18 protein-coding genes are annotated in these 19,810 nt (G+C 54.5%); 10 read left to right on the top strand and 8 right to left on the bottom strand.

Annotated features, from left to right (window positions below; genetic code table 11):
- Positions 1 to 24 precede the first annotated feature (24 nt).
- The gene (locus H0S68_RS08070) at positions 25 to 330 is read right to left on the bottom strand and encodes a YbjC family protein (RefSeq protein ID WP_044549449.1); all 306 of its coding nucleotides are present in this window, start codon (positions 328 to 330) and stop codon (positions 25 to 27) included.
- Between the two features lie 242 nt (positions 331 to 572).
- Between H0S68_RS08070 and H0S68_RS08065 the strand changes: the two genes are divergently transcribed.
- A complete protein-coding gene (locus H0S68_RS08065) occupies positions 573 to 836 on the top strand; it encodes a GrxA family glutaredoxin (RefSeq protein ID WP_012006074.1) in 264 nt (87 codons plus the stop codon).
- A gap of 43 nt (positions 837 to 879) precedes the next feature.
- On the opposite strand, the gene H0S68_RS08060 is transcribed toward H0S68_RS08065, so the two are convergent.
- A complete protein-coding gene (locus H0S68_RS08060) occupies positions 880 to 1,269 on the bottom strand; it encodes an inner membrane protein YbjM (RefSeq protein WP_048761796.1) in 390 nt (129 codons plus the stop codon).
- 427 nt (positions 1,270 to 1,696) lie between these two features.
- Between H0S68_RS08060 and H0S68_RS08055 the strand changes: the two genes are divergently transcribed.
- On the top strand, positions 1,697 to 3,385 hold the full coding sequence (locus H0S68_RS08055; RefSeq protein ID WP_041414378.1) for an aspartate:alanine antiporter: 1,689 nt from the start codon (positions 1,697 to 1,699) through the stop codon (positions 3,383 to 3,385).
- A gap of 283 nt (positions 3,386 to 3,668) precedes the next feature.
- On the opposite strand, the gene H0S68_RS08050 is transcribed toward H0S68_RS08055, so the two are convergent.
- The 3 genes from H0S68_RS08050 to H0S68_RS08040 all read right to left on the bottom strand — a co-directional run bounded on the left by H0S68_RS08050 (position 3,669) and on the right by H0S68_RS08040 (position 6,344).
- A complete protein-coding gene (locus H0S68_RS08050) occupies positions 3,669 to 4,637 on the bottom strand; it encodes a threonine/serine dehydratase (protein ID WP_410529299.1) in 969 nt (322 codons plus the stop codon).
- 204 nt (positions 4,638 to 4,841) lie between these two features.
- Positions 4,842 to 5,354: a serine protease inhibitor ecotin gene (gene eco, locus H0S68_RS08045; protein WP_410529298.1), complete on the bottom strand. Its 513-nt coding sequence runs from the start codon at positions 5,352 to 5,354 to the stop codon at positions 4,842 to 4,844.
- Positions 5,355 to 5,495: 141 nt separating this feature from the next.
- A complete protein-coding gene (locus H0S68_RS08040) occupies positions 5,496 to 6,344 on the bottom strand; it encodes a 5'-methylthioadenosine/S-adenosylhomocysteine nucleosidase (RefSeq protein WP_115059319.1) in 849 nt (282 codons plus the stop codon).
- 121 nt (positions 6,345 to 6,465) lie between these two features.
- Between H0S68_RS08040 and H0S68_RS08035 the strand changes: the two genes are divergently transcribed.
- Positions 6,466 to 7,239, top strand: coding sequence for a phosphatase PAP2 family protein (locus tag H0S68_RS08035; RefSeq protein ID WP_410529297.1), 774 nt, complete (start codon positions 6,466 to 6,468; stop codon positions 7,237 to 7,239).
- Positions 7,240 to 7,244: 5 nt separating this feature from the next.
- Positions 7,245 to 7,850 carry an undecaprenyl-diphosphate phosphatase gene (gene ybjG, locus H0S68_RS08030; protein ID WP_041415284.1) on the top strand — a complete coding sequence of 202 codons (606 nt, stop codon included), beginning with the start codon at positions 7,245 to 7,247 and terminating at the stop codon, positions 7,848 to 7,850.
- Between the two features lie 34 nt (positions 7,851 to 7,884).
- Here the strand turns inward: ybjG and H0S68_RS08025 are convergent, their stop codons facing one another.
- Positions 7,885 to 8,724 carry a hypothetical protein gene (locus tag H0S68_RS08025; protein WP_410529296.1) on the bottom strand — a complete coding sequence of 280 codons (840 nt, stop codon included), beginning with the start codon at positions 8,722 to 8,724 and terminating at the stop codon, positions 7,885 to 7,887.
- A 218-nt stretch (positions 8,725 to 8,942) separates the two neighbouring features.
- On the opposite strand from H0S68_RS08025, the gene deoC reads away from it, so the two are divergent.
- The 4 genes from deoC (at position 8,943) to H0S68_RS08005 (ending at position 14,251) form a co-directional block, all read left to right on the top strand.
- Positions 8,943 to 9,623, top strand: coding sequence for a deoxyribose-phosphate aldolase (gene deoC / locus H0S68_RS08020; protein ID WP_020826066.1), 681 nt, complete (start codon positions 8,943 to 8,945; stop codon positions 9,621 to 9,623).
- A gap of 141 nt (positions 9,624 to 9,764) precedes the next feature.
- A complete protein-coding gene (gene deoR, locus H0S68_RS08015) occupies positions 9,765 to 10,529 on the top strand; it encodes a DNA-binding transcriptional repressor DeoR (protein ID WP_046374028.1) in 765 nt (254 codons plus the stop codon).
- 968 nt (positions 10,530 to 11,497) lie between these two features.
- Entirely contained in the window at positions 11,498 to 12,793 is a 1,296-nt protein-coding gene (locus H0S68_RS08010; protein WP_020826064.1) for an HAAAP family serine/threonine permease, read from the top strand.
- A 90-nt stretch (positions 12,794 to 12,883) separates the two neighbouring features.
- Positions 12,884 to 14,251 carry an L-serine ammonia-lyase gene (locus tag H0S68_RS08005; protein ID WP_020826063.1) on the top strand — a complete coding sequence of 456 codons (1,368 nt, stop codon included), beginning with the start codon at positions 12,884 to 12,886 and terminating at the stop codon, positions 14,249 to 14,251.
- Positions 14,252 to 14,319: 68 nt separating this feature from the next.
- On the opposite strand, the gene H0S68_RS08000 is transcribed toward H0S68_RS08005, so the two are convergent.
- Positions 14,320 to 15,525: a serine hydrolase gene (locus tag H0S68_RS08000; RefSeq protein ID WP_020826062.1), complete on the bottom strand. Its 1,206-nt coding sequence runs from the start codon at positions 15,523 to 15,525 to the stop codon at positions 14,320 to 14,322.
- Positions 15,526 to 15,989: 464 nt separating this feature from the next.
- Between H0S68_RS08000 and H0S68_RS07995 the strand changes: the two genes are divergently transcribed.
- Together H0S68_RS07995 and H0S68_RS07990 are read left to right on the top strand one after the other, a co-directional pair.
- On the top strand, positions 15,990 to 17,357 hold the full coding sequence (locus H0S68_RS07995) for a pyridoxal-phosphate dependent enzyme (protein ID WP_410529295.1): 1,368 nt from the start codon (positions 15,990 to 15,992) through the stop codon (positions 17,355 to 17,357).
- Positions 17,358 to 17,371: 14 nt separating this feature from the next.
- Positions 17,372 to 18,517 carry a trans-sulfuration enzyme family protein gene (locus tag H0S68_RS07990; RefSeq protein WP_046374031.1) on the top strand — a complete coding sequence of 382 codons (1,146 nt, stop codon included), beginning with the start codon at positions 17,372 to 17,374 and terminating at the stop codon, positions 18,515 to 18,517.
- A gap of 69 nt (positions 18,518 to 18,586) precedes the next feature.
- On the opposite strand, the gene H0S68_RS07985 is transcribed toward H0S68_RS07990, so the two are convergent.
- Complete coding sequence (locus H0S68_RS07985; RefSeq protein ID WP_217331441.1) at positions 18,587 to 19,606, bottom strand: isopenicillin N synthase family dioxygenase; 1,020 nt, start codon at positions 19,604 to 19,606, stop codon at positions 18,587 to 18,589.
- Between the last annotated feature and the right edge of the window lie 204 nt (positions 19,607 to 19,810).

Here is a 19,810-nt window from a genome sequence, read left to right as displayed (position 1 = left end):
CAGGCCTGCACCGACGGCCATCACTCAGCCGCGCGGCTCACTGTCGTTTTTATCGACCGGCGAATGAGGCTTATGCCGATCGTTCTGCGGCGGCTGACCGCCGCGCATTAGCGGGCCGAATCCTTGCACCACGCGCCAAACCAAAAAAGCCGCCGCCGGGACCATCAGCGCCACGCCGAGGAAAATCATGCCCACCGCTGCCTGCTGGGAAGCCAACCAGCCTGGCAATTGAACGTGACCGTGAATGCTCAGATAAGCCAGCACTAATGACAGCATGCCCAGGCCTTCCAAAACCAACACCGTACGGGGTAAGTCACCGAATGAACGCATATTTTTCTTCTCCAGAAGCTCTGCCTCCAGTGTAGTGAATTCCCCCCGATGGCGACAGCCCCGGCGGCTTAATCGGTTAGATGAATCAGATTAACAGGTAATTCCTGCTTTTTTTTCGCTGACCCAACGGGCATAGTAGGCGCCATCAATGCGGGTAATGCTCAACCTTAAGTCTTTTTTGACTGACAGAATGTCATTGCAGTTGCGATTAAATTATTGAATATCAATCTAAGGAGTGTTGCATGTTTGCAGTTATCTTCGGGCGCCCAGGCTGTCCTTATTGTGTCCGTGCGAAAGAGTTGGCGGAAAAACTGACTGAAGAACGTGACGATTTCAACTTCCGTTATGTTGATATCCACGCTGAAGGCATCACCAAAGCCGATCTGGAAAAAACCGTTGGCAAACCGGTAGAAACCGTTCCGCAGATCTTCCTCGATGAGAAACACATCGGCGGCTGCACCGATTTCGAAGCTTATGCCAAAGAAAACCTGAACCTGTTCCAGTAAGTTTCAGGCAAGAACGACAAAAAGGCGCTCAAAGCGCCTTTTTTTATTGCCGTTCGCGGCGGTGACATTGCAGATAAGCCTGCAACAAGCCGCCGATAAACAGCGCCAGCAGCGCGCCAAACATGCACCAGAATACCGCGCTGGTGGCGTAAGCCAATTCCTGCCAGAACGAATAAGAGGGTGTTAACCAAAAGTGGCGGATGATCAGGCACAGCGGCAGTGCATAGAGCGCGCCCAGTAACGGGCAGAGAATGCGTTTTTTACTCGACAGATAACTGGCAACCACGCCGGGTATCACGAACAGCAACAGGCCGGTCTCCCCCCGATGCTCATGATCGGTACTGCCAAAGACTCCGCTCTGCTGGCCGAGATACACCAGGCTGAACAGCAGGAAACAGCTCAAAATACCCCACCAATACCGTTCGCTCGCCATACCCTACTCCCCCTTAATCTGTTACCACACCGTAGAAATCAGCCGTGTCACAAAGCCGGTGACGCCTTGCCGTAGAACGGCAACGCTGAACTGAACTTTTTCCTTGGCTACTAAAAGAGAGCTACCCCGCTAAATTTCAGGCTGCATATCCTCGGCACCGGCGGCTATGCCGTTGGGCAGAGCACGTCTCTGGCTGCAGACGACGGCGTTGCGGCTTGAAATACAACGAGTAAAAATGCGTTCGGCGGCGCAGGAACTCAGCTTTATGCTGGCTGTCATGCGCCATAGCGACTAGAATAAACGCCGCCGATCGATGGTTCGAATCGCCTTCCGCTGGTTAGTTATTTATGACGTCGATTTTTGACTGAATTTATATCTTATAGTTATCTATATCAAGCACTTACTGGTAAACAATAAGTTATCCTCCGTGAACATAAACGTCGCTAGTTTGTTAAACGGTAACTACATCCTGTTACTGTTCGTGGTACTCGCACTGGGGCTGTGCCTCGGTAAAGTCCGTCTGGGCTCCGTTCAACTCGGTAATTCCATTGGCGTTTTGGTGGTTTCGCTGCTGCTTGGCCAACAACATTTCGCCATTAACACCGAAGCGCTAAATCTCGGCTTTATGCTGTTTATTTTCTGCGTTGGCGTGGAAGCCGGGCCCAACTTTTTCTCGATATTTTTCCGCGACGGTAAAAATTACCTGATGCTGGCGCTGGTAATGGTCGGTTCCGCGATGGTGATCGCCATCGGTCTCGGCAAACTTTTCCACTGGGATATTGGCCTGACCGCAGGCATGCTCGCCGGATCCATGACCTCTACCCCAGTCCTGGTAGGCGCCGGCGATACGCTGCGCAATACCATCACCAACGGCCCGGCGCTGCTGGCGGCACAGGATCATCTGAGCCTCGGCTATGCCCTGACCTACCTGATTGGCCTGGTGAGTCTGATTTTCGGCGCACGTTACCTGCCTAAGTTGCAACACCAGGACCTTTCCACCTCCGCTCAGCAAATTGCCCGCGAACGTGGCCTGGACACGGACAGCCAACGCAAGGTTTATTTGCCGGTTATCCGCGCTTACCGCGTGGGACCGGAGCTGGTGGCCTGGGCCGATGGCAAAAACCTGCGCGAACTGGGCATCTATCGCCAGACCGGCTGCTATATCGAACGCATTCGTCGTAACGGTATTTTGGCAAACCCGGACGGTGACGCGGTGCTACAGGTAGGCGATGAAATCTCGCTGGTTGGCTACCCCGATGCCCATGCACGGCTGGATCCCAGCTTCCGCAACGGCAAAGAGGTCTTCGACCGCGATCTGCTGGACATGCGCATCGTAACCGAAGAGATTGTGGTCAAGAACAGCAATGCGGTGAACAAGCGCCTGAGCCAGCTGAAGCTGACCGATCACGGCTGCTTCCTCAACCGGGTGATCCGTAGCCAGATTGAAATGCCTATCGACGACAGTATCGTGCTCAACAAAGGCGATGTACTGCAGGTCAGCGGCGACGCTCGCCGGGTGAAAAGCGTCGCGGAGAAGATTGGCTTTATCTCGATCCACAGTCAGGTCACCGACCTGTTGGCATTCTGCGCCTTCTTTATCATCGGGCTATTGATTGGCCAGATCACCATCCAGTTCAGCAACTTCTCGTTCGGCATCGGTAACGCCGCCGGCTTGCTGATGTCCGGCATCATGCTCGGCTTCCTGCGTGCCAACCACCCGACCTTTGGCTACATTCCGCAGGGCGCGCTCAATATGGTTAAAGAGTTCGGCCTGATGGTGTTTATGGCCGGTGTTGGCCTGAGCGCCGGTGCCGGTATTGGCCACAGCCTGGGTGCCGTTGGCGGCCAGATGCTGATCGCCGGACTGATCGTCAGCCTGGTGCCGGTGGTGATCTGCTTCCTGTTCGGCGCTTACGTGCTGCGCATGAACCGTGCCCTGCTGTTTGGCGCCATTATGGGGGCCCGCACCTGTGCGCCAGCGATGGAGATTATCAGCGACACCGCACGCAGCAATATCCCTGCCCTGGGCTATGCCGGTACCTATGCTATCGCTAACGTATTGTTAACCCTGGCCGGTTCGCTGATTGTGGTGCTGTGGCCGGGGATCCTCGGCTAAACGATAAGCAATGAAGATGAATCAGTGGCAAAAATATTTTGAAATTTTTATCCCCAGTGAGAACTTTCCTTGCCGGGGGTAGTCTGAATTAGTGCCACTGCTTTTCTTTGATGTCCCCATTTTGTGGAGCCCGTTAGTCCCGCCTTTTTAGGTTCAAGACTATCGGGTTTTTTGTTGCCTGAAATAAAGTGAACCGGTGGTTCGGCCCAACAAAACCATTAAATTCATTGATGCTCAGACGTGACTTATAGGCAGCGTAACTCATCCGAAAATTGCGATGAACTCAAAGATTGCGCGAATAACTCACCCATTTCACCATGTCTTGATGGGATATATTCCCGCCGCACACCACCATCCCGATCACCGCATTGGCGGGCAGCTTGGGCGCAATGGCCAGCACAGCGGGAATGAGCGTTCCGGAAGCCAATTCGACCCACTGCTTAGCCTCTTCGCCAAAAGCGATCATCCCTTCGATGGCAGCCTTATCTGAAACAACCACTATGTCTTCGACATAAGCTTGAGCATGCGCAAGCATCATTTCATCAATGACGGGCACCCCCAGCGTGGAAATAATGGACGTGACCTCAATCTCGACAGGTTTCCCGGCGCCAAGCGCCTGATGCATTGAATTGGCGCCCGCAGTTTCAACACCCCAAATTCTGATCTCCGGCTTGATGGTTTTCAGCGCCGTCGCCACACCGGCCAGCATGCCACCGCCACCTACAGCAACAAAAACATCGGTTAAATCAGGACAATCGGCGATAAACTCAAGTGCCAGAGTGCCATGCCCTTCGGCTATCAGCGAATCGTTACAGTCATCGATAACTATATAACCTTCGGCTGCCAAGGCCTTCGCTCGCTCAAACGCCGCATGAACATCCGTTTCTATCATGATGCTACTGCCCAACTGACGGACCCGGTCGATAGCGGTGGAGGGTGCGCTGGGTGGCATAATAATGGTGACGTCAGCGCCAAAGATTTTCGCAGCCTCGGCGATCGCAATACCAAAATTACCGCCGCTCACCGCAACAAACCGGTTATCTTTAAGCTCATCCGCCAGTTTCAAAAATTTGTTAAGCACCCCTCGGGCTTTAAAAGAACCGCCAAGCTGGGTGTTTTCCAGCTTCAGGAAGACGGGCCGCAGGATTTTTTCAGCCAGTTTCGAACCGGGAATGGCCGGCGTGCGAATCACTTTCCCAGATAAACGCTCCGCTGCTTCAATGATGGCGTTAAATTCAATTAATTTTGTCATGTTGGCCCAGTTAGGTAGATTGCGTTGCTGTGTATCGACACCAAACTACATACTTTTACTGCCGTTTTCTATTGCTATACCCCACTGTGCGACACACAAAAAAAGCCCGTTTGGGGGGCTATGGCCAACGGCGCAATGCACTCCCCTAAACGGGCTTTTATCCGGTAATGACTTAGCCGTGCTAATGGTTAGCACGCATCGATATTATTTCTGCTCGACCTTGTTCACCGTCTCTTCGGCTTTCCACACGCGGTATTTCACTTCCACGTCTTTCGGCACGTAGACCACAATCGGCAAGCGGCTGTTGTAACGCTGCATGGACGCGTCACCCAAATTGGCAGCGATAAATTTCTGCTGTTTGCTATTGTCTGGGCACCCCATCAAGGTGGAGGCCGGATCGGACAGTTTTTCCAACACCAGATAGTCATAGCCCCAGCCGGAAAGGGTTTTGCTTTCCAGCGTGCCGCCGATCATGTGGTGGTTGCAGTCCACTTCCAGCGTTTTGCCGATCAGCAGTTCCACCTTGAAGTTCTCTTCGTGTTCCTGTTTAGGAAGGTAAATCACCTGACGGCTCATGCCTTTTTCCGCTTTAGGGTATGGCGCGACCTTTTCCAGCGGCTGTTTGCTGATATCGGTGTCTTCGGCAGAGGTGGCAGCAATGGCGCTGGCGGAAACGGCCATCAGCAGGCCGGAAAATACGACGGATGCCTTGTTCATGTTTTTATCCCTACAATGATTAAATGCTTCGCCCATAAGCTAATACACTCCTGACAAGCTCGCCAGCAGTTTAATCTTCTTTACAATGGACAATGGTCAGCAACAACAACCAGGATGCCGACCAAAAATCAGGATAAGCAATCAGCGAGATGCGTTTTCAGCGATATAAGCCTTCACCACCTGGTAGACATAATCCTGACACGCAAGCCCGGTCTGCGGATCGTATTTACCCTGGTTGGTAATATTGTTGGACAGGACGCGAATGCCGACAAAAGGAATATTGAAAGCCGCGGCTATCTGAGCGGCGGAAGCCGTTTCCATCTCTTCTACCGAGGTATGATATTTTTCGCGGAAGTCACGAATGCGATCCAGTTCGCTGTTCCAGACATCGGCGGAGCCAATCACTCCTTCAACGACCTTGCCCTGCGCGTAGCTGCCCTTAACGCTCTCCGCTATCGCTAACAGTTTAGCGTCTGCCGGGAATTGACGGATCGTATGGGGATTTTTATCCTCACCGGCGCTGCCTTTCGAAGCCAGCAAATCCATAGGTTGCCACTGCCGTGAATCACTGCCTTCACCCTGTGCTTTTTTCGGCGTTTTAAACGCGCCCAGGCTAACCGAATATTTTCCCAGCACGATGTCATACACTTTCAGCGCAGGATCGTGGCCGCCGGCAGTCCCCTGATTGATGATCGCCACCGGACGGAACTGGGTCGCGGCGATCGCCGTAGCCGCCGCCGCGTTAGACATGCCTTTCAACGTTTCCGACACCACTACCGGATAACCGTCCACGGTGCCGCGCCAGAAGCGCCAGCCGCCAATTTGTTCTTCACGCGGGTTGTCCAGACGTTGGGCGAAACGTTCCGCCTCCACCGGCATTGCGCCCTGAACCACAATCGGCCCGGGGACAACGCCCTGCTGCGCCACCGTCAGAGGAGAAAACAGCGCGCCACAGACCGCCAACAGCACAAGATTCAATTTTTTTGTCATCGCCACATCTTCCCAATAAAAAGCAAACGATTACCTTAACTGAAAGCCGATAGCTCGCCTATCCCTTTCTCGCAGCAGGCTTGCCTGGGCATTAAGGTTTTCTTAAGACAGAATTATTACAATGGGGCTCTCTATCACTCTGATTGAATCTGAGCCCTGCGTGAATCCAAAACCTTCACTAAATCAATCCTCAACAACACCCCAAATTCAGACTAACGCCCTTTACTCGCTGCCGGCATCCTTTTACCGTTGGCAGGTTTTTGGGTTGATAGCCAGTGGGTTGCTGTTCCTTTGGCTGTCGCGCAATGAACAGCTGGACTGGGCCATCAGCAATTACTGGTTCGACGCCGCCAGCGGGCATTTTCCGTGGCAGAACAATCACTGGCTGGACTTGATTAACCACCGCCTGCTGAAAATCGGCGTGATTACCGGTGCGGTGCTGGCGCTGTTCTGGGGCATTTATCGCCGTAACCCGCGCATGATTGTCACCATGCTGCTGATCGGCATTGGTCCCTTGGTGGTCGGGATTCTTAAAGCCACCAGCGCACATTCCTGCCCTTGGGATTTAATCGAATACGGCGGTAAAGCGATGTCCTACCCTCTGTTCGGCGCAATACCGGCAGTACCTGGACCGGGGCGCTGCTTCCCCGGCGGCCATGCCTCCAGCGGCTTTGCCGTGATGGCGCTGTTTTTCCTGTTTTATCCGCAACGCCCACGCCTGGCTTACTGGTGTTGGTTCGGCGGCATTGTGCTCGGCATGCTGATGGGTTTTGGTCAGGTCATGCGCGGCGCACATTTTCTTACCCATAACCTGTGGGCGGGTTGGTGGGTCTGGCTCAGCCAACTGGCTGTTTATTGTATGGCGAGCGGGTTTGTCCGCCGCAAGACGAGGTAACTATGATAGAGCAGTTGAATTATCTTCTTTTCGCCTGGATCAACGCGACCCCGGCGTCCCCCGAAGGATCGATCGATGTCGCCACCTTTCTGGCGCGCGATCTGATCGCTATCGTGCCGATGCTGATTATCGGACTATGGCTGTGGGGGCCGCAGAACCAATTGGTGTCGCAACGTGAAGTGGTGGCCAAGACGACAATTGCTCTGCTGTTTGCCATGCTTTCTGCCGCCACTATCGGCATGCTGCTGCCACATGAACGGCCATTCGTCGCCGGTGTGGGGTATACCTTCCTGGCGCATGCGCCGGACAGTTCATTCCCCAGCGATCACGGTACCGCCATCTTTACTTTCGCACTGGCTTTCCTGTTCTGGCACCGTGTCTGGTCAGGGATTTTATTGTTAATCGTGGCGGCTGGCATCGCCTGGTCCCGTGTCTATCTGGGTGTGCACTGGCCGTTGGACATGGTGGGTGGCTTCCTGCTCGGTCTGGTAGGCTGCCTGTTTGCCCAACTGGTGTGGAACCTGTTCGGCGACATCATTGCCGCCAAACTGACGCGCCTGTACCGTTTCCTGTTCGCCTTCCCGATCCGTAAAGGGTGGGTTAAAGAGTAATCTCTCTTCAGACAGGGGCGGCTCCGCCCCTGTTTCACACCACCCCGGTGGTGACACTGAAGGCTCTCATTTTCCCCGCCTCTATCACCATTGCAGGCAGTTTGTCGCCCTTACCGGTGGCCGGTTGGATAAACCTGAACAAACGCTGGCTGCCCTGTTGTGTGACGGGGCGCAGACCATAGTTAAATTGTGCGGTGGAAAAACGCGTGACGTATCGTCTGCCCTTTGAGGCCAACATAAAAAACTCGGCCTGATCGACATACAACGACAAATCGTCCGAACACAGCACGCCCCGATCGGCGATGCTCCCCGTTGGCATCAAGGCCGGTGCCGGTAAATTCTGTCGGAAAATGGCTGCTGGGATGCAGCCATAATTTAATTGGCAGACATAATTCAGCGGTAAAGGCGCTTCGGCGAGATTAGTGATTTGCATATCAATGGAAAATTGTGCGCTGTCCGCCGTCAAGCTCACCGCCGGGCGCAACCTGCACTGCCGATCGGCAAGTTCGCCACTGCCGTACAGCGTCAGGGTATTCCCCTCTAGCTGCAACGCTACACGCTGCATGTTTAATTCTGATGATGAACCATCCTCATACGGCCAGGGTGAATGGAAAGCAATGCCGCTATGAGGATGGCAACGGGCCGCCTTGACGCTACGACGGCCCGACTTCAGCGAGTAGCCATCAAAATCGGCATCCCAAATCGTCATCCCACTGTAGGGCAATACCCGCAGCGAGCCGCGGCTATTTTCCAACGTCAGCATCGGTCCTGCCTGAGCACAATCAACAACGGTAACCACAAAATCCGCATTGCGGAAAACTTCATCTGGTTGTGCCCCAAACCGCTGTGGCACCAGATTTATTAGCATATCCATAGTTTTTCCCCTGGGTGTTCTCGCAGGTCAAACCTGCATCCAGCACCAAAATGTTATTTAAATAACATATCATCACTGCCAATGTTATACACCACACAGCCTAAAAACGATGATCTGTGCTTCATTTTTAAAATCACGCTATCCTAATCGTCAGATGAATGTTATTATTCTAACATTATTCACATTGTGCTTTGATCAAACCTCAACAAGGAATCGAAATGACGACTGAAAACATTGATTACGCCCGCTATGTCGACCACACCCTGCTGGCGATGGATGCCACCGAAGAGCAAATCGCCAAACTCTGTGAAGAAGCGCAGCAGCACAACTTCTACGCCGTTTGCGTTAACTCCGGCTATGTGCCGCTGGCTGCGCATCTGCTGCAGGAAAGCGAAGTGAAAATCTGTTCGGTGATCGGCTTCCCTCTGGGTGCCGGCCTGACCGTAGCCAAAGCCTTCGAAGCCAAAGCGGCGATTGCAGCCGGCGCGCAGGAAATTGACATGGTGATCAACGTAGGCTGGCTGAAAAGCGGCCTGCTGGATGAAGTCAAAGCCGACATCGCCGCCGTGCGCGAGGTTTGCGCGGCGATCCCGTTGAAGGTAATATTGGAAACCTGCCTGCTCAGCGATGCGCAGATCGTTCAGGTTTGTGAAATGTGTCGCGAACTTGATGTGGCCTTCGTTAAAACCTCTACCGGCTTCAGCACCGGCGGTGCTCGTGAAGAGCACGTCAAGCTGATGCGTGCGACGGTAGGCAGTGAGATGGGGGTTAAAGCATCCGGCGCCGTGCGCGATCGCGCAACCGCCGAGAAGATGATCAAAGCAGGCGCTACTCGTATCGGCACCAGCTCTGGCGTAGCAATCGTTTCCGGTGATCAGGCTGCCGCCGGCAGCTACTGATAAACTGAGGCGCCTCAGTACCGGGCGCGCGCCGTGATAATCTGATGCGGGGTAATGTGTCCAGCCTTAGGCTGGTCAACTATTACCCCGCATTTGTGTGTTCGGCCCTGGAGAATGGCTCTTAACCCTGTGGGAAGACAGATGGAAACTCGGCGCGAAGAACGAATCAACCGGTTAGTCCAGGCGTTAAAGCGCTCTGACAAGATCCATTTAAAAGAAGCCGCCGTGCTGTTGGGCGTTTCAGAAATGACCATCCGCCGCGATCTCAGCGCGGAACCGGCCGCCGTGGTGCTGTTGGGTGGCTATGTGGTCGCCGATCCCCGCAGCAATGGCGTCACCAACTATTTTGTCTCCGATCAAAAGGCCAAACAGGTCACGGAAAAGCGTCGTATCGGCCTGCTGGCCGCAGCGTTGATCAACGAAAACGACACCGTATTTTTCGACTGCGGCACTACCACCCCGGCGATCATCGATGCCATTGCCGACGATCTGGTGTTCACCGCAGTATGCCACTCGCTAAATACCTTTCTGGCGCTCCAGGACAAACCGAACTGCAAAGTGATCCTGTGCGGCGGTGAATTCAAGCCGAACAACTACATTTTCACCGCCGTCGGCCAGCACAACGAGCTGGATCATATCTGCCCGAATATCGCCTTTATCTCCGCCGCCGGTCTGAGCCTGCAGCATGGCGCCACCTGCTTTAATTTTGACGAGCTGGAAATGAAGCACCGGGCAATGGCCATGGCACAGCAAAAAATCCTGGTGGCCGATCACAGCAAGTTCGGTAAAACCAAGCCCGCCTGCATTGGTCCGCTGACGCAGTTCGACCGGGTGATTACCGATCGTCAGCCCGAGCCGCAGTTTGCGGACTTTTTCAGTGAAAACGCGATCGCCATTCGTTTTTAAGCTGAATTTTACCGTCGGTTCCAGCCGACGGTGCCCTTCCCTGGTTCCCTTCTCTCTGCAAAAATTGAACAAATAATCTTCGATTGATGCGCAAATCTCTTTATCCACAGCCAATCTCAGGTTAATAAATTGCAACAGTTCTTCCTGCTTATTCCTTTAGCACGGATAAATCCCACACAATATTACTTTCACGCCCGGTATCTGCGGGGTTTTATATGATAAATCGCAATAACATCTACAAGATAAATATCAACAATTGCGCAACCAATTCGGTTTAAATATAACCAATTGGGTTTATTTATATGATGAATGGTTAAGCATTTTTATCCGCTATCCAGTTAAGTAGTTTACCTTCGTTATTAGCGGGATATTTTAAATAAAACCATATAAAACAATTAATTAAAAGTTAATTCACTTGAAATCACAATGTGATCTACGTCACTAAAACCGCTTATTCCGGGTTTTTAGCTAGATCCAAACCCACGCTTAAAATATATTGCTCGGCTTGCTGACAACGGCAGCGTTTTATCTGGTTACAGATCGTCCACACCGGATAAATCCTGAAACATCCATGAGAGCGTTTTCAGCATGAAATCTTACACAAGTGCGCAACATATGCATGAAAAACCAATAAAAAAGCAATTAACCGCACATATTACGCATTTGAGAGCATGATCACGGTTGTTTCTACTGTAAATCGTTATCTTGCCGCCAACGAAAATCGGCAGGCCATGACCTTCCGGCAGCAGTATCGATGTGAGGCCCTTCGGGAGCGGAATATCATTTGATTAATTATCCGCCACACTGGCCAACGGTAATTAGCATAATAAACAACCAGGGGGACGCCAATTATCCCCGCAAGCAACACCTGATTCTTACCGATGCCGCCATCTGCTCTTGCGACATTCGGTTTTAACCTTAAGTTTTGCCTTTAATTTTAAATTAACGTGTTCACTTCGGAGATATTTATGGACACTACACAGACCGGCACCATTGCCTCTGCGGCTTCTGGCTCTACCAGTACCTGGCGTAAAACCGACACCATGTGGATGTTGGGCCTGTACGGCACCGCGATCGGCGCAGGCGTTTTGTTCCTGCCAATCAACGCCGGTATCGGTGGTTTGATTCCCCTGATCATCATGGCCATCATCGCTTTCCCGATGACCTTCTTCGCCCACCGTGGCCTGTGCCGTTTCGTGCTCTCCGGTAAAAATGCCGGTGAAGACATCACCGAAGTAGTTGAAGAACACTTTGGTATCGGCGCCGGTAAGCTGATCACCCTGCTCTACTTCTTCGCCATCTACCCAATCCTGCTGGTTTACAGCGTGGCGATCACCAACACCGTCGACAGCTTCATTACTCACCAGTTGGGCATGACGTCGCCACCGCGCGCCATTCTGTCGCTGATCCTGATCGTGGGCCTGATGACCATCGTTCGTTTCGGTGAGCAAGCTATCGTGAAGACCATGAGCATCCTGGTGTTCCCGTTTGTTGGCGTGCTGATGCTGCTGGCTCTGTACCTGATCCCTAACTGGTCCACCGCCATCTTCGACAACGTTTCCCTGTCCGGCGCCGGTACCGGTATGGGCCACGGACTGATCATCACCCTGTGGCTGGCGATCCCGGTCATGGTGTTCTCCTTCAACCATTCGCCGATCATCTCCGCCTTTGCGGTAGCCAAACGTGAAGAATACGGCCAGGAAGAAGCCGAGAAGAAATGTTCTCGCATTCTGGGCTTCGCTCACATCATGATGGTGTTGACCGTTATGTTCTTCGTGTTCAGCTGCGTGCTGAGCCTGTCGCCGGAAAACCTGGCGGAAGCCAAGGCGCAGAACATCTCCATTCTGTCCTACCTGGCCAACCACTTTAACAACCCGATGATCGCCTACATCGCGCCGGTTATCGCCTTTATCGCCATCACCAAATCGTTCCTGGGCCACTACCTGGGCGCACGTGAAGGTTTTAACGGTCTGATCGCCAAATCGATGAAGAGCCGCGGTAAAACCATCAGCACCAACAAGCTGAACCGCATCACCGCCATCTTCATGCTGGTGACTACCTGGATTGTTGCGACCCTGAACCCAAGCATCCTCGGCATGATCGAGAACCTGGGTGGTCCAATCATCGCCATGCTGCTGTTCCTGATGCCGATGTACGCTATCCGTAAAGTGCCTGCCATGCGCAAGTACAGCGGCCACATCAGTAACGTGTTCGTGGTAGTGATGGGCCTGATCGCCATCTCCGCAATCCTGTACAGCCTCTAATCCAGCCCGGCCGGCGCCCTGTGCGCCGGCTTCTCTGCACGGCCCCCTTTCCTGCATTAACGCCTAACACCTGAAGAAGGAGGCGAAACCATGGTCAGCGTTTTCGATATTTTTAAAATTGGTATTGGCCCATCCAGCTCCCACACCGTCGGTCCGATGAAAGCCGGCAAGCTGTTCGCCGATGAGTTGATCGCCAGCCAGCAGTTGATGGATACCACCCGCGTCGTGGTGGACGTCTACGGTTCGCTGTCTCTGACCGGCAAAGGACACCACACCGATATCGCCATCATTATGGGCCTGGCGGGTAACCTGCCGCACGACGTGGATATCGACGGTATCGCCGGTTTTATCCGTGACGTTGAGCAACGCGGTCGCCTGCTGATGGCCAAGGGTCATCACGAAGTGGATTTTCCGCTGCAAACCAGCATGAACTTCCACAGCAATAATCTGCCGCTGCATGAAAACGGCATGCGCATCAGCGCCTTCGCCGACGAACGCCTGCTGCACAGCAAAACCTATTACTCTACCGGCGGCGGTTTTATCGTCGATGAGGAACATTTTGGCCTGTCGGAGGCGAATCCGGTTCAGGTGCCCTTCCCGTTCAATTCGGCGCGTGACTTACAACAGCACTGCAAGGACGCCGGCCTTTCGCTGTCCGGTCTGGTGATGCAAAACGAGCTGGCGTTGCACAGCAAGGCCGAGATCGACGCGCACTTCGCCGAAGTCTGGCAAGTGATGCGTGCCGGTATTGAACGCGGCATGAATACCGAAGGCCTGCTGCCCGGCCCAATGAAGGTTCAGCGCCGCGCCGCAGCTCTGCGCCGTATTCTGGTGACCGGCGACAAGAACAACATCGATCCGATGAACGTCGTTGATTGGATCAATATGTTCGCCTTCGCCGTGAATGAAGAAAACGCCGCCGGTGGCCGCGTGGTGACCGCCCCAACCAACGGTGCCTGCGGCATCATCCCGGCGGTACTGGCCTATTACGACCAGTTTATTCGCCCGGTGAACCCTAATTCCTATAGCCGTTACTTCCTGACCTCCGGCGTCATTGGCGCGCTGTACAAGATGAACGCCTCTATTTCGGGTGCAGAAGTGGGCTGTCAGGGGGAAGTGGGCGTCGCCTGCTCCATGGCGGCGGCCGGTCTGGCAGAATTGATGGGCGGCAGCCCAGCTCAGGTTTGCATCGCGGCGGAGATCGCCATGGAGCACCATCTGGGGCTGACCTGCGATCCATTGGCTGGCCAGGTTCAGGTGCCCTGTATCGAACGTAACGCGATTTCCGCGGTGAAAGCGGTCAATGCAGCACGTATGGCGCTGCGTCGTACCAGCGAGCCGCGGGTGTGCCTGGATAAGGTGATTGAAACCATGTATGAGACGGGCAAGGACATGAACGCCAAATACCGTGAGACGTCGCAGGGCGGTCTGGCGATCAAGGTGGTCGCCTGTAACTGATAAAAGCAGAGGGCGCCATCATGCGCCCTCTGTTTGATAACAACGTGGTCTTTGAACCCTCGTGATAACTAGCCGAACACGCTGCCGAACCACTGGGTCAGTTTCATCATCACCATATCCCAGATACGACTGAAGAAGTTCCCTTCTTTCACCTCTTGCATCGCCACCAGCGGATATTGCTCGATAGTTTTGCCGTCAAGCTGGAAATCGATGGTGCCAACCACCTGATTTTTTGCCAATGGCGCTTCCAGCGTCGGCTGGTTCAGCTTGTAACTGGCCTTCAGGTTTTTCATCTGCCCTTTCGGGATAGTGACCGCCGCATCTTTAGCTACGCCCAACGGCACCTCGCCAACGTCGCCAAACCACACTTTCTGGGTAACAAACGGCTTGTCGGTTTTGATAGGGGTGGCGGTTTCGTAGAAGCGGAAGCCCCAGGTCAGCAGCTTTTCACTTTCGCTAAAGCGGACGCGATCGCTCGGCGCGCCCAGCACTACCGAGATCAAACGCATCGGGCCATCAGTGGCCGAGGCCACCAGGTTATGACCGGCGCCACCGGTGTAACCGGTTTTAATGCCGTCAACGTTCAGGTTGGAGCTCCACAACAGACGGTTGCGGTTAACCTGGCGGATCTTGTTGAAGGTGAACTCTTTTTCTTTATGCAGCGCATATTCATCCGGCACGTCGCGGATCAGTGCCTGACTCAGCAGCGCCATATCACGTGCGGTGCTGTACTGCCCTTCCGCATCCAGCCCGTGCACCGTCAGGAAGTGGGTATTCTGCAGGCCCAGCGATTTGGCGTAGTTGTTCATCAGGCCGACAAACGAATCCTGGCTACCCGCGACATAATCGGCCAGCGCGATGCTGGCGTCGTTGCCCGACTGAATGACGATGCCTTTGTTGAGCTCCATCACTGGCACCTGGTCGCCCGGCTTGATAAACATCAGCGAGGAGCCACGCAACGCCGGGTTACCGGTTGCCCAGGCATCTTTACCTACGGTGACCATGTCTTCCGGCTTGATCTTGCCGGCCTTGATCGCCTGGCCAATCACGTAGCTGGACATGATCTTGGTCAGGCTGGCGGGATCGAGCCGGGTATCGGCATTGCCCTCCGTCAGAATTTTGCCGCTGTTGTAATCCATCAGCACAAAAGCTTTGGCATCGACCTGCGGGGCAGCCGGCGCTTCCGCCGCCTGTACGACAGGCGCAGCCAACAACAGGATGCTGACGCTAAAGGTTAATTTTTTCAGGGTAGTGGAAAAGTTTTTTTTCATCATGACGTCGCCAGAGTATCCATTCAAATCATTGAAATAGCGTTAACTTTCAAACATATTCACGTTTTCAGCCAACCAGCGAGAGTGGCCCGATACGCGTTTTCCAACCGCAAACTCCCTGCGGCCCCATGACGGGTTGAGCGGCGTACCGAAAATGCCCTTGCTGTGAGTTTATTAGATTCATCTTATTTTTGCAGGGTTTAGCGCGAATTTTCAGCATTTTTACATAACTGTACGCTGTTACGCGTAAATTGGATGAAAAGCCGACGGCGCGTCGTTTTTTTAAACGGCCCACGGCCATACGGCTGAACATCTGCACCGCTGAACATCCATGCCTCCATACGTCCAAATTGAATTAATATATTCCAAAAAAGCATATTGAGTGGTTATTTGTTCTTTTTAATGGGCTTATTGACAGCGCTATCATCCAGATAACGGCTTTAAACCGAATTATTCTGGAGATCCTCATGGCAATACCGCATTCCGTCATCGATATGATCGGTAACACCCCGATGCTGGAACTGACTCAGTTTGATACCGGCCCCTGCCGCCTGTTCGTCAAGCTTGAGAATCAAAACCCCGGCGGCTCCATCAAAGACCGCGTAGCGCTGTCGATGATCGAGCAAGCGGAACGCGACGGCAGCCTGCAGCCCGGCGGCACCATCATTGAAGCCACCGCCGGCAACACCGGCTTGGGCCTGGCGCTGGTGGCGGCCCTGAAGGGGTATAAGCTGTTGTTGGTGGTGCCGGACAAGATGAGCCGCGAGAAGATTTTCCATCTGCGCGCCCTGGGAGTAGAAGTGGTGCTGACCCGCTCCGACGTGGGCAAGGGGCACCCGGCTTACTATCAGGATTATGCCAAACGGCTGGCCGACGAAATCCCCGGTGCGTTTTATATCGATCAGTTTAACAACCCGGCCAACCCGGCGGCCCATACCCGCACCACCGCGCCGGAACTGTGGCAGCAGATGGAGCATCAGGTCGATGCCATCGTGGTTGGCGTCGGTTCCGGCGGCACACTCGGCGGCCTGAGCCACTATTTTGCCGAAGTCTCGCCACAAACCGAGTTCGTGTTGGCGGATCCGGCTGGCTCGATCCTGGCGGACTATCTTGATAACGGCCAGATCGGCGAGGCCGGCAGTTGGCTGGTGGAAGGGATCGGCGAAGATTTCATTCCGCCGCTGAGCGACTTTAACCAGGTGCGCAATGCCTATCGTATCGGCGATGCCGAAGCCTTCACCACCGCGCGCGATCTGCTGCGCAAAGAAGGCGTGTTGGCAGGCTCATCCACCGGCACCCTGTTGGCAGCAGCGCTGCGCTATTGCCAGGCACAAACAGAGCCGAAACGCGTGGTCACCTTCGTCTGCGACAGCGGCAACAAATACCTGTCTAAAATGTATAACGACCACTGGATGCTGGAACAAGGCCTGCTGAGCAAGCCGCAGCATCAGGATTTACGCGATTTGATCGCCTACCGTCATGACGAAGGGGCCGCCGTTTCGGTCGCACCGGAAGACACGCTGGCTATCGTTCATGCCCGCATGCGGCTGTATGACATCTCGCAGCTGCCGGTGCTGGAAGGCGATCGGGTTGTCGGCCTGATCGACGAGTGGGATCTGCTCAATGCCGTGCAGGCGGACGCCAGCCACTTCAGTCTGCCGGCCGCCCGCGCCATGACCCATTCGGTCAAGACGCTGCAAAAAGAAGCCAGCTATCAGGATTTACTGGCCACCTTCAATCACGGCCACGTAGCGGTCGTCCTCGACGGTGAGCGTTTCCTCGGTTTGATTACCCGCACAGACGTGCTTAACGTCTGGCGCCAAAAATTACGTTAATAAGGAATGATTGTATGGCCAAGTTTGATACGTTGACGGTTCATGCCGGTTACACGCCAGATGCCACCGGTGCGGTAATGCCGGCCATTTATGCGACCTCCACCTACGCCCAACCGGCGCCGGGGGAGCATACCGGTTATGAATATTCACGCAGTGCCAACCCAACGCGCACCGCGTTGGAGAGCGCCATTGCCGAACTGGAAGGCGGCAGCCGTGGGTATGCCTTTGCCTCTGGCCTGGCCGCCTGTTCAACGGTGCTGGAGCTGCTCGATCAGGGCAGCCATCTGGTGGCGGTCGACGATCTGTACGGCGGCACCTATCGCCTGCTGGAGAAGGTCCGCAGCCGTACCGCAGGCCTGCGCGTTACCTATGTTTCCCCGGCGGACCTAGCCGGGCTGGAACAGGCAATCGAACCGGATACCAAAATGATCTGGGTTGAAACGCCGACCAACCCACTGCTGAAATTGGCTGATCTGAGCGCCATCGCCACCATCGCTAAAAAACACGGTTTGATCAGCGTAGCGGACAACACCTTTGCCTCGCCTTATATCCAGCGTCCGCTGGATCTCGGCTTTGATGTGGTAGTGCATTCCGCCACCAAATACCTCAACGGCCATTCCGACGTGGTCGCCGGTGTCGCTGCGGTGGGGAATAACCCAGAGTTGGCCGAGCAGCTCGGCTTCCTGCAAAACGCGGTGGGCGGCATTCTCGATCCGTTCAGCAGCTTCCTGACGCTGCGCGGCATCCGCACCCTGGCATTGCGTATGGAGCGTCACAGCAATAGCGCCTTGCGTATTGCCCAGTGGCTGGAAGGCCAACCTCAGGTAGAAGAAGTCTACTACCCTGGTCTGCCGAGCCACCCGCAGCACGCGTTGGCGGCCAGGCAGATGAGCAGCTTTGGCGGCATGATTTCCGTACGGCTGAAAGGCGATGATGCCTATGCGCGCCGGGTGATCAAACGTTCACAGCTGTTTACCCTGGCAGAGAGCCTCGGCGGCGTGGAAAGCCTGATCAGTCAGCCGTTCAGCATGACTCACGCTTCTATCCCGCTGGAACAGCGGATGAAAACCGGTATTACGCCGCAATTGCTGCGCCTGTCGGTAGGGATTGAGGATGCGGAAGATTTGATCGCCGATCTGCAGCAGGCACTGGCTGAGTAATTCAAAACAATCGGGTCGAACATGTTCGACCCGACTCACCCGGTTGGGCGCGGTATGCGGCCTCCTCCCTTAAGCAACCACATCCTGGTAATAACGCTGCGCCACATCCGGATGGGAACGGATGCGTCCTTTCAGGTAGTTAAAGCCTACGTCGCGCAACAGCGGATTATGCGGATCGCTGGCTGGGCCATGGGCTTCCGCGGCCAGATATTCAGGCAGCTGATACACAGGCACCACCGCGTCCAGTCGCGCCCCGAGGAAGAAAGCAATCGACAGTCGATCGCTCCCCGCCGGCGGCGTCTCCACCCGATGTACCGTGGCGCGCAGGTAGCCGTTGGTTGCCAGCTCCAGCAATTCGCCAATGTTGACCACAAAGGTATCCTCAAGCGGTTCGGCGTCAACCCAGCGCCCTTCATCCACTTCAACCTGCAGACCTTTCTGCCGGTCCTGCAGCAGGAAGCTGAGAAAACCGGAGTCTTTATGGGCGCCAACCCCCTGCCCGCTCGCGGTCGCTTCACGCCCTGGATAACGGATCAGTTTGATATGTTCATTGGGTTTGTCGCCGTAGAGCGAATCAAATGCTTGTTCCGGCAGTGAAAGCGACAGGGCAAAGGCGCGCAACAGCCGCAGCGACATGGCGGTCATCGCCTGCTGCCATTGCAATAACAGCGGTTTCAGTTCGGGCAATGCCTCCGGCCATTGGTTCGGCCCTTGCAAACGCGCCCAGCGTGGGGTTGCTTCAGCCAACGGTAGCGCCGCTCGCTCTGCACCGATATCAAACTGTTCGCGCCAGTCCGGCTGGCCGCGGGTCAATTCAGCCGCCGCACGGTTATAGCCGCGAAAATGCGGCGAATGCACCATCTGCACCGCCAGTTTGTCGGCTTCCGGCAGGGCGAAAAACTGTCTCGCCAACCGTTGCAGCTGTGCATTCAGGGCACTATCAACGCCGTGGCCACGCAAATAGAAAAAGCCGACATCACGCGCCGCAATACGCAAACCGTCAAGAAACGCCTGCCGCTGCCCGGCGTCGCCATCAAGCTGCGAAAGATCCAGCAGCGGCAGCTTCTTCAGCGTCAGTGGGGGTGTCATCATCCTGTTCCTCTTCATCCCCGACAAAAATCGGGCCGGTATAAAGGCGAATTATCAGCATCTTCAACTCCTGGATAGCCAGCGTATTACCCCTATAGTTACCACTGCGGCTCAAGCGTCAGCCAATATTGTTGCGTTCTAAGTTATGCAAACCTTCAACAAAGCGTCGCAAAACTGTCATCAATGTGACTTATGCTCTGCGCA

Source organism: Serratia sp. AXJ-M (assembly GCF_046531865.1).
GTDB lineage: Bacteria > Pseudomonadota > Gammaproteobacteria > Enterobacterales > Enterobacteriaceae > Serratia > Serratia liquefaciens.
Note: the sequence above shows the minus strand (reverse complement) of the source record. Positions and strands in the feature narration are given on the sequence as shown.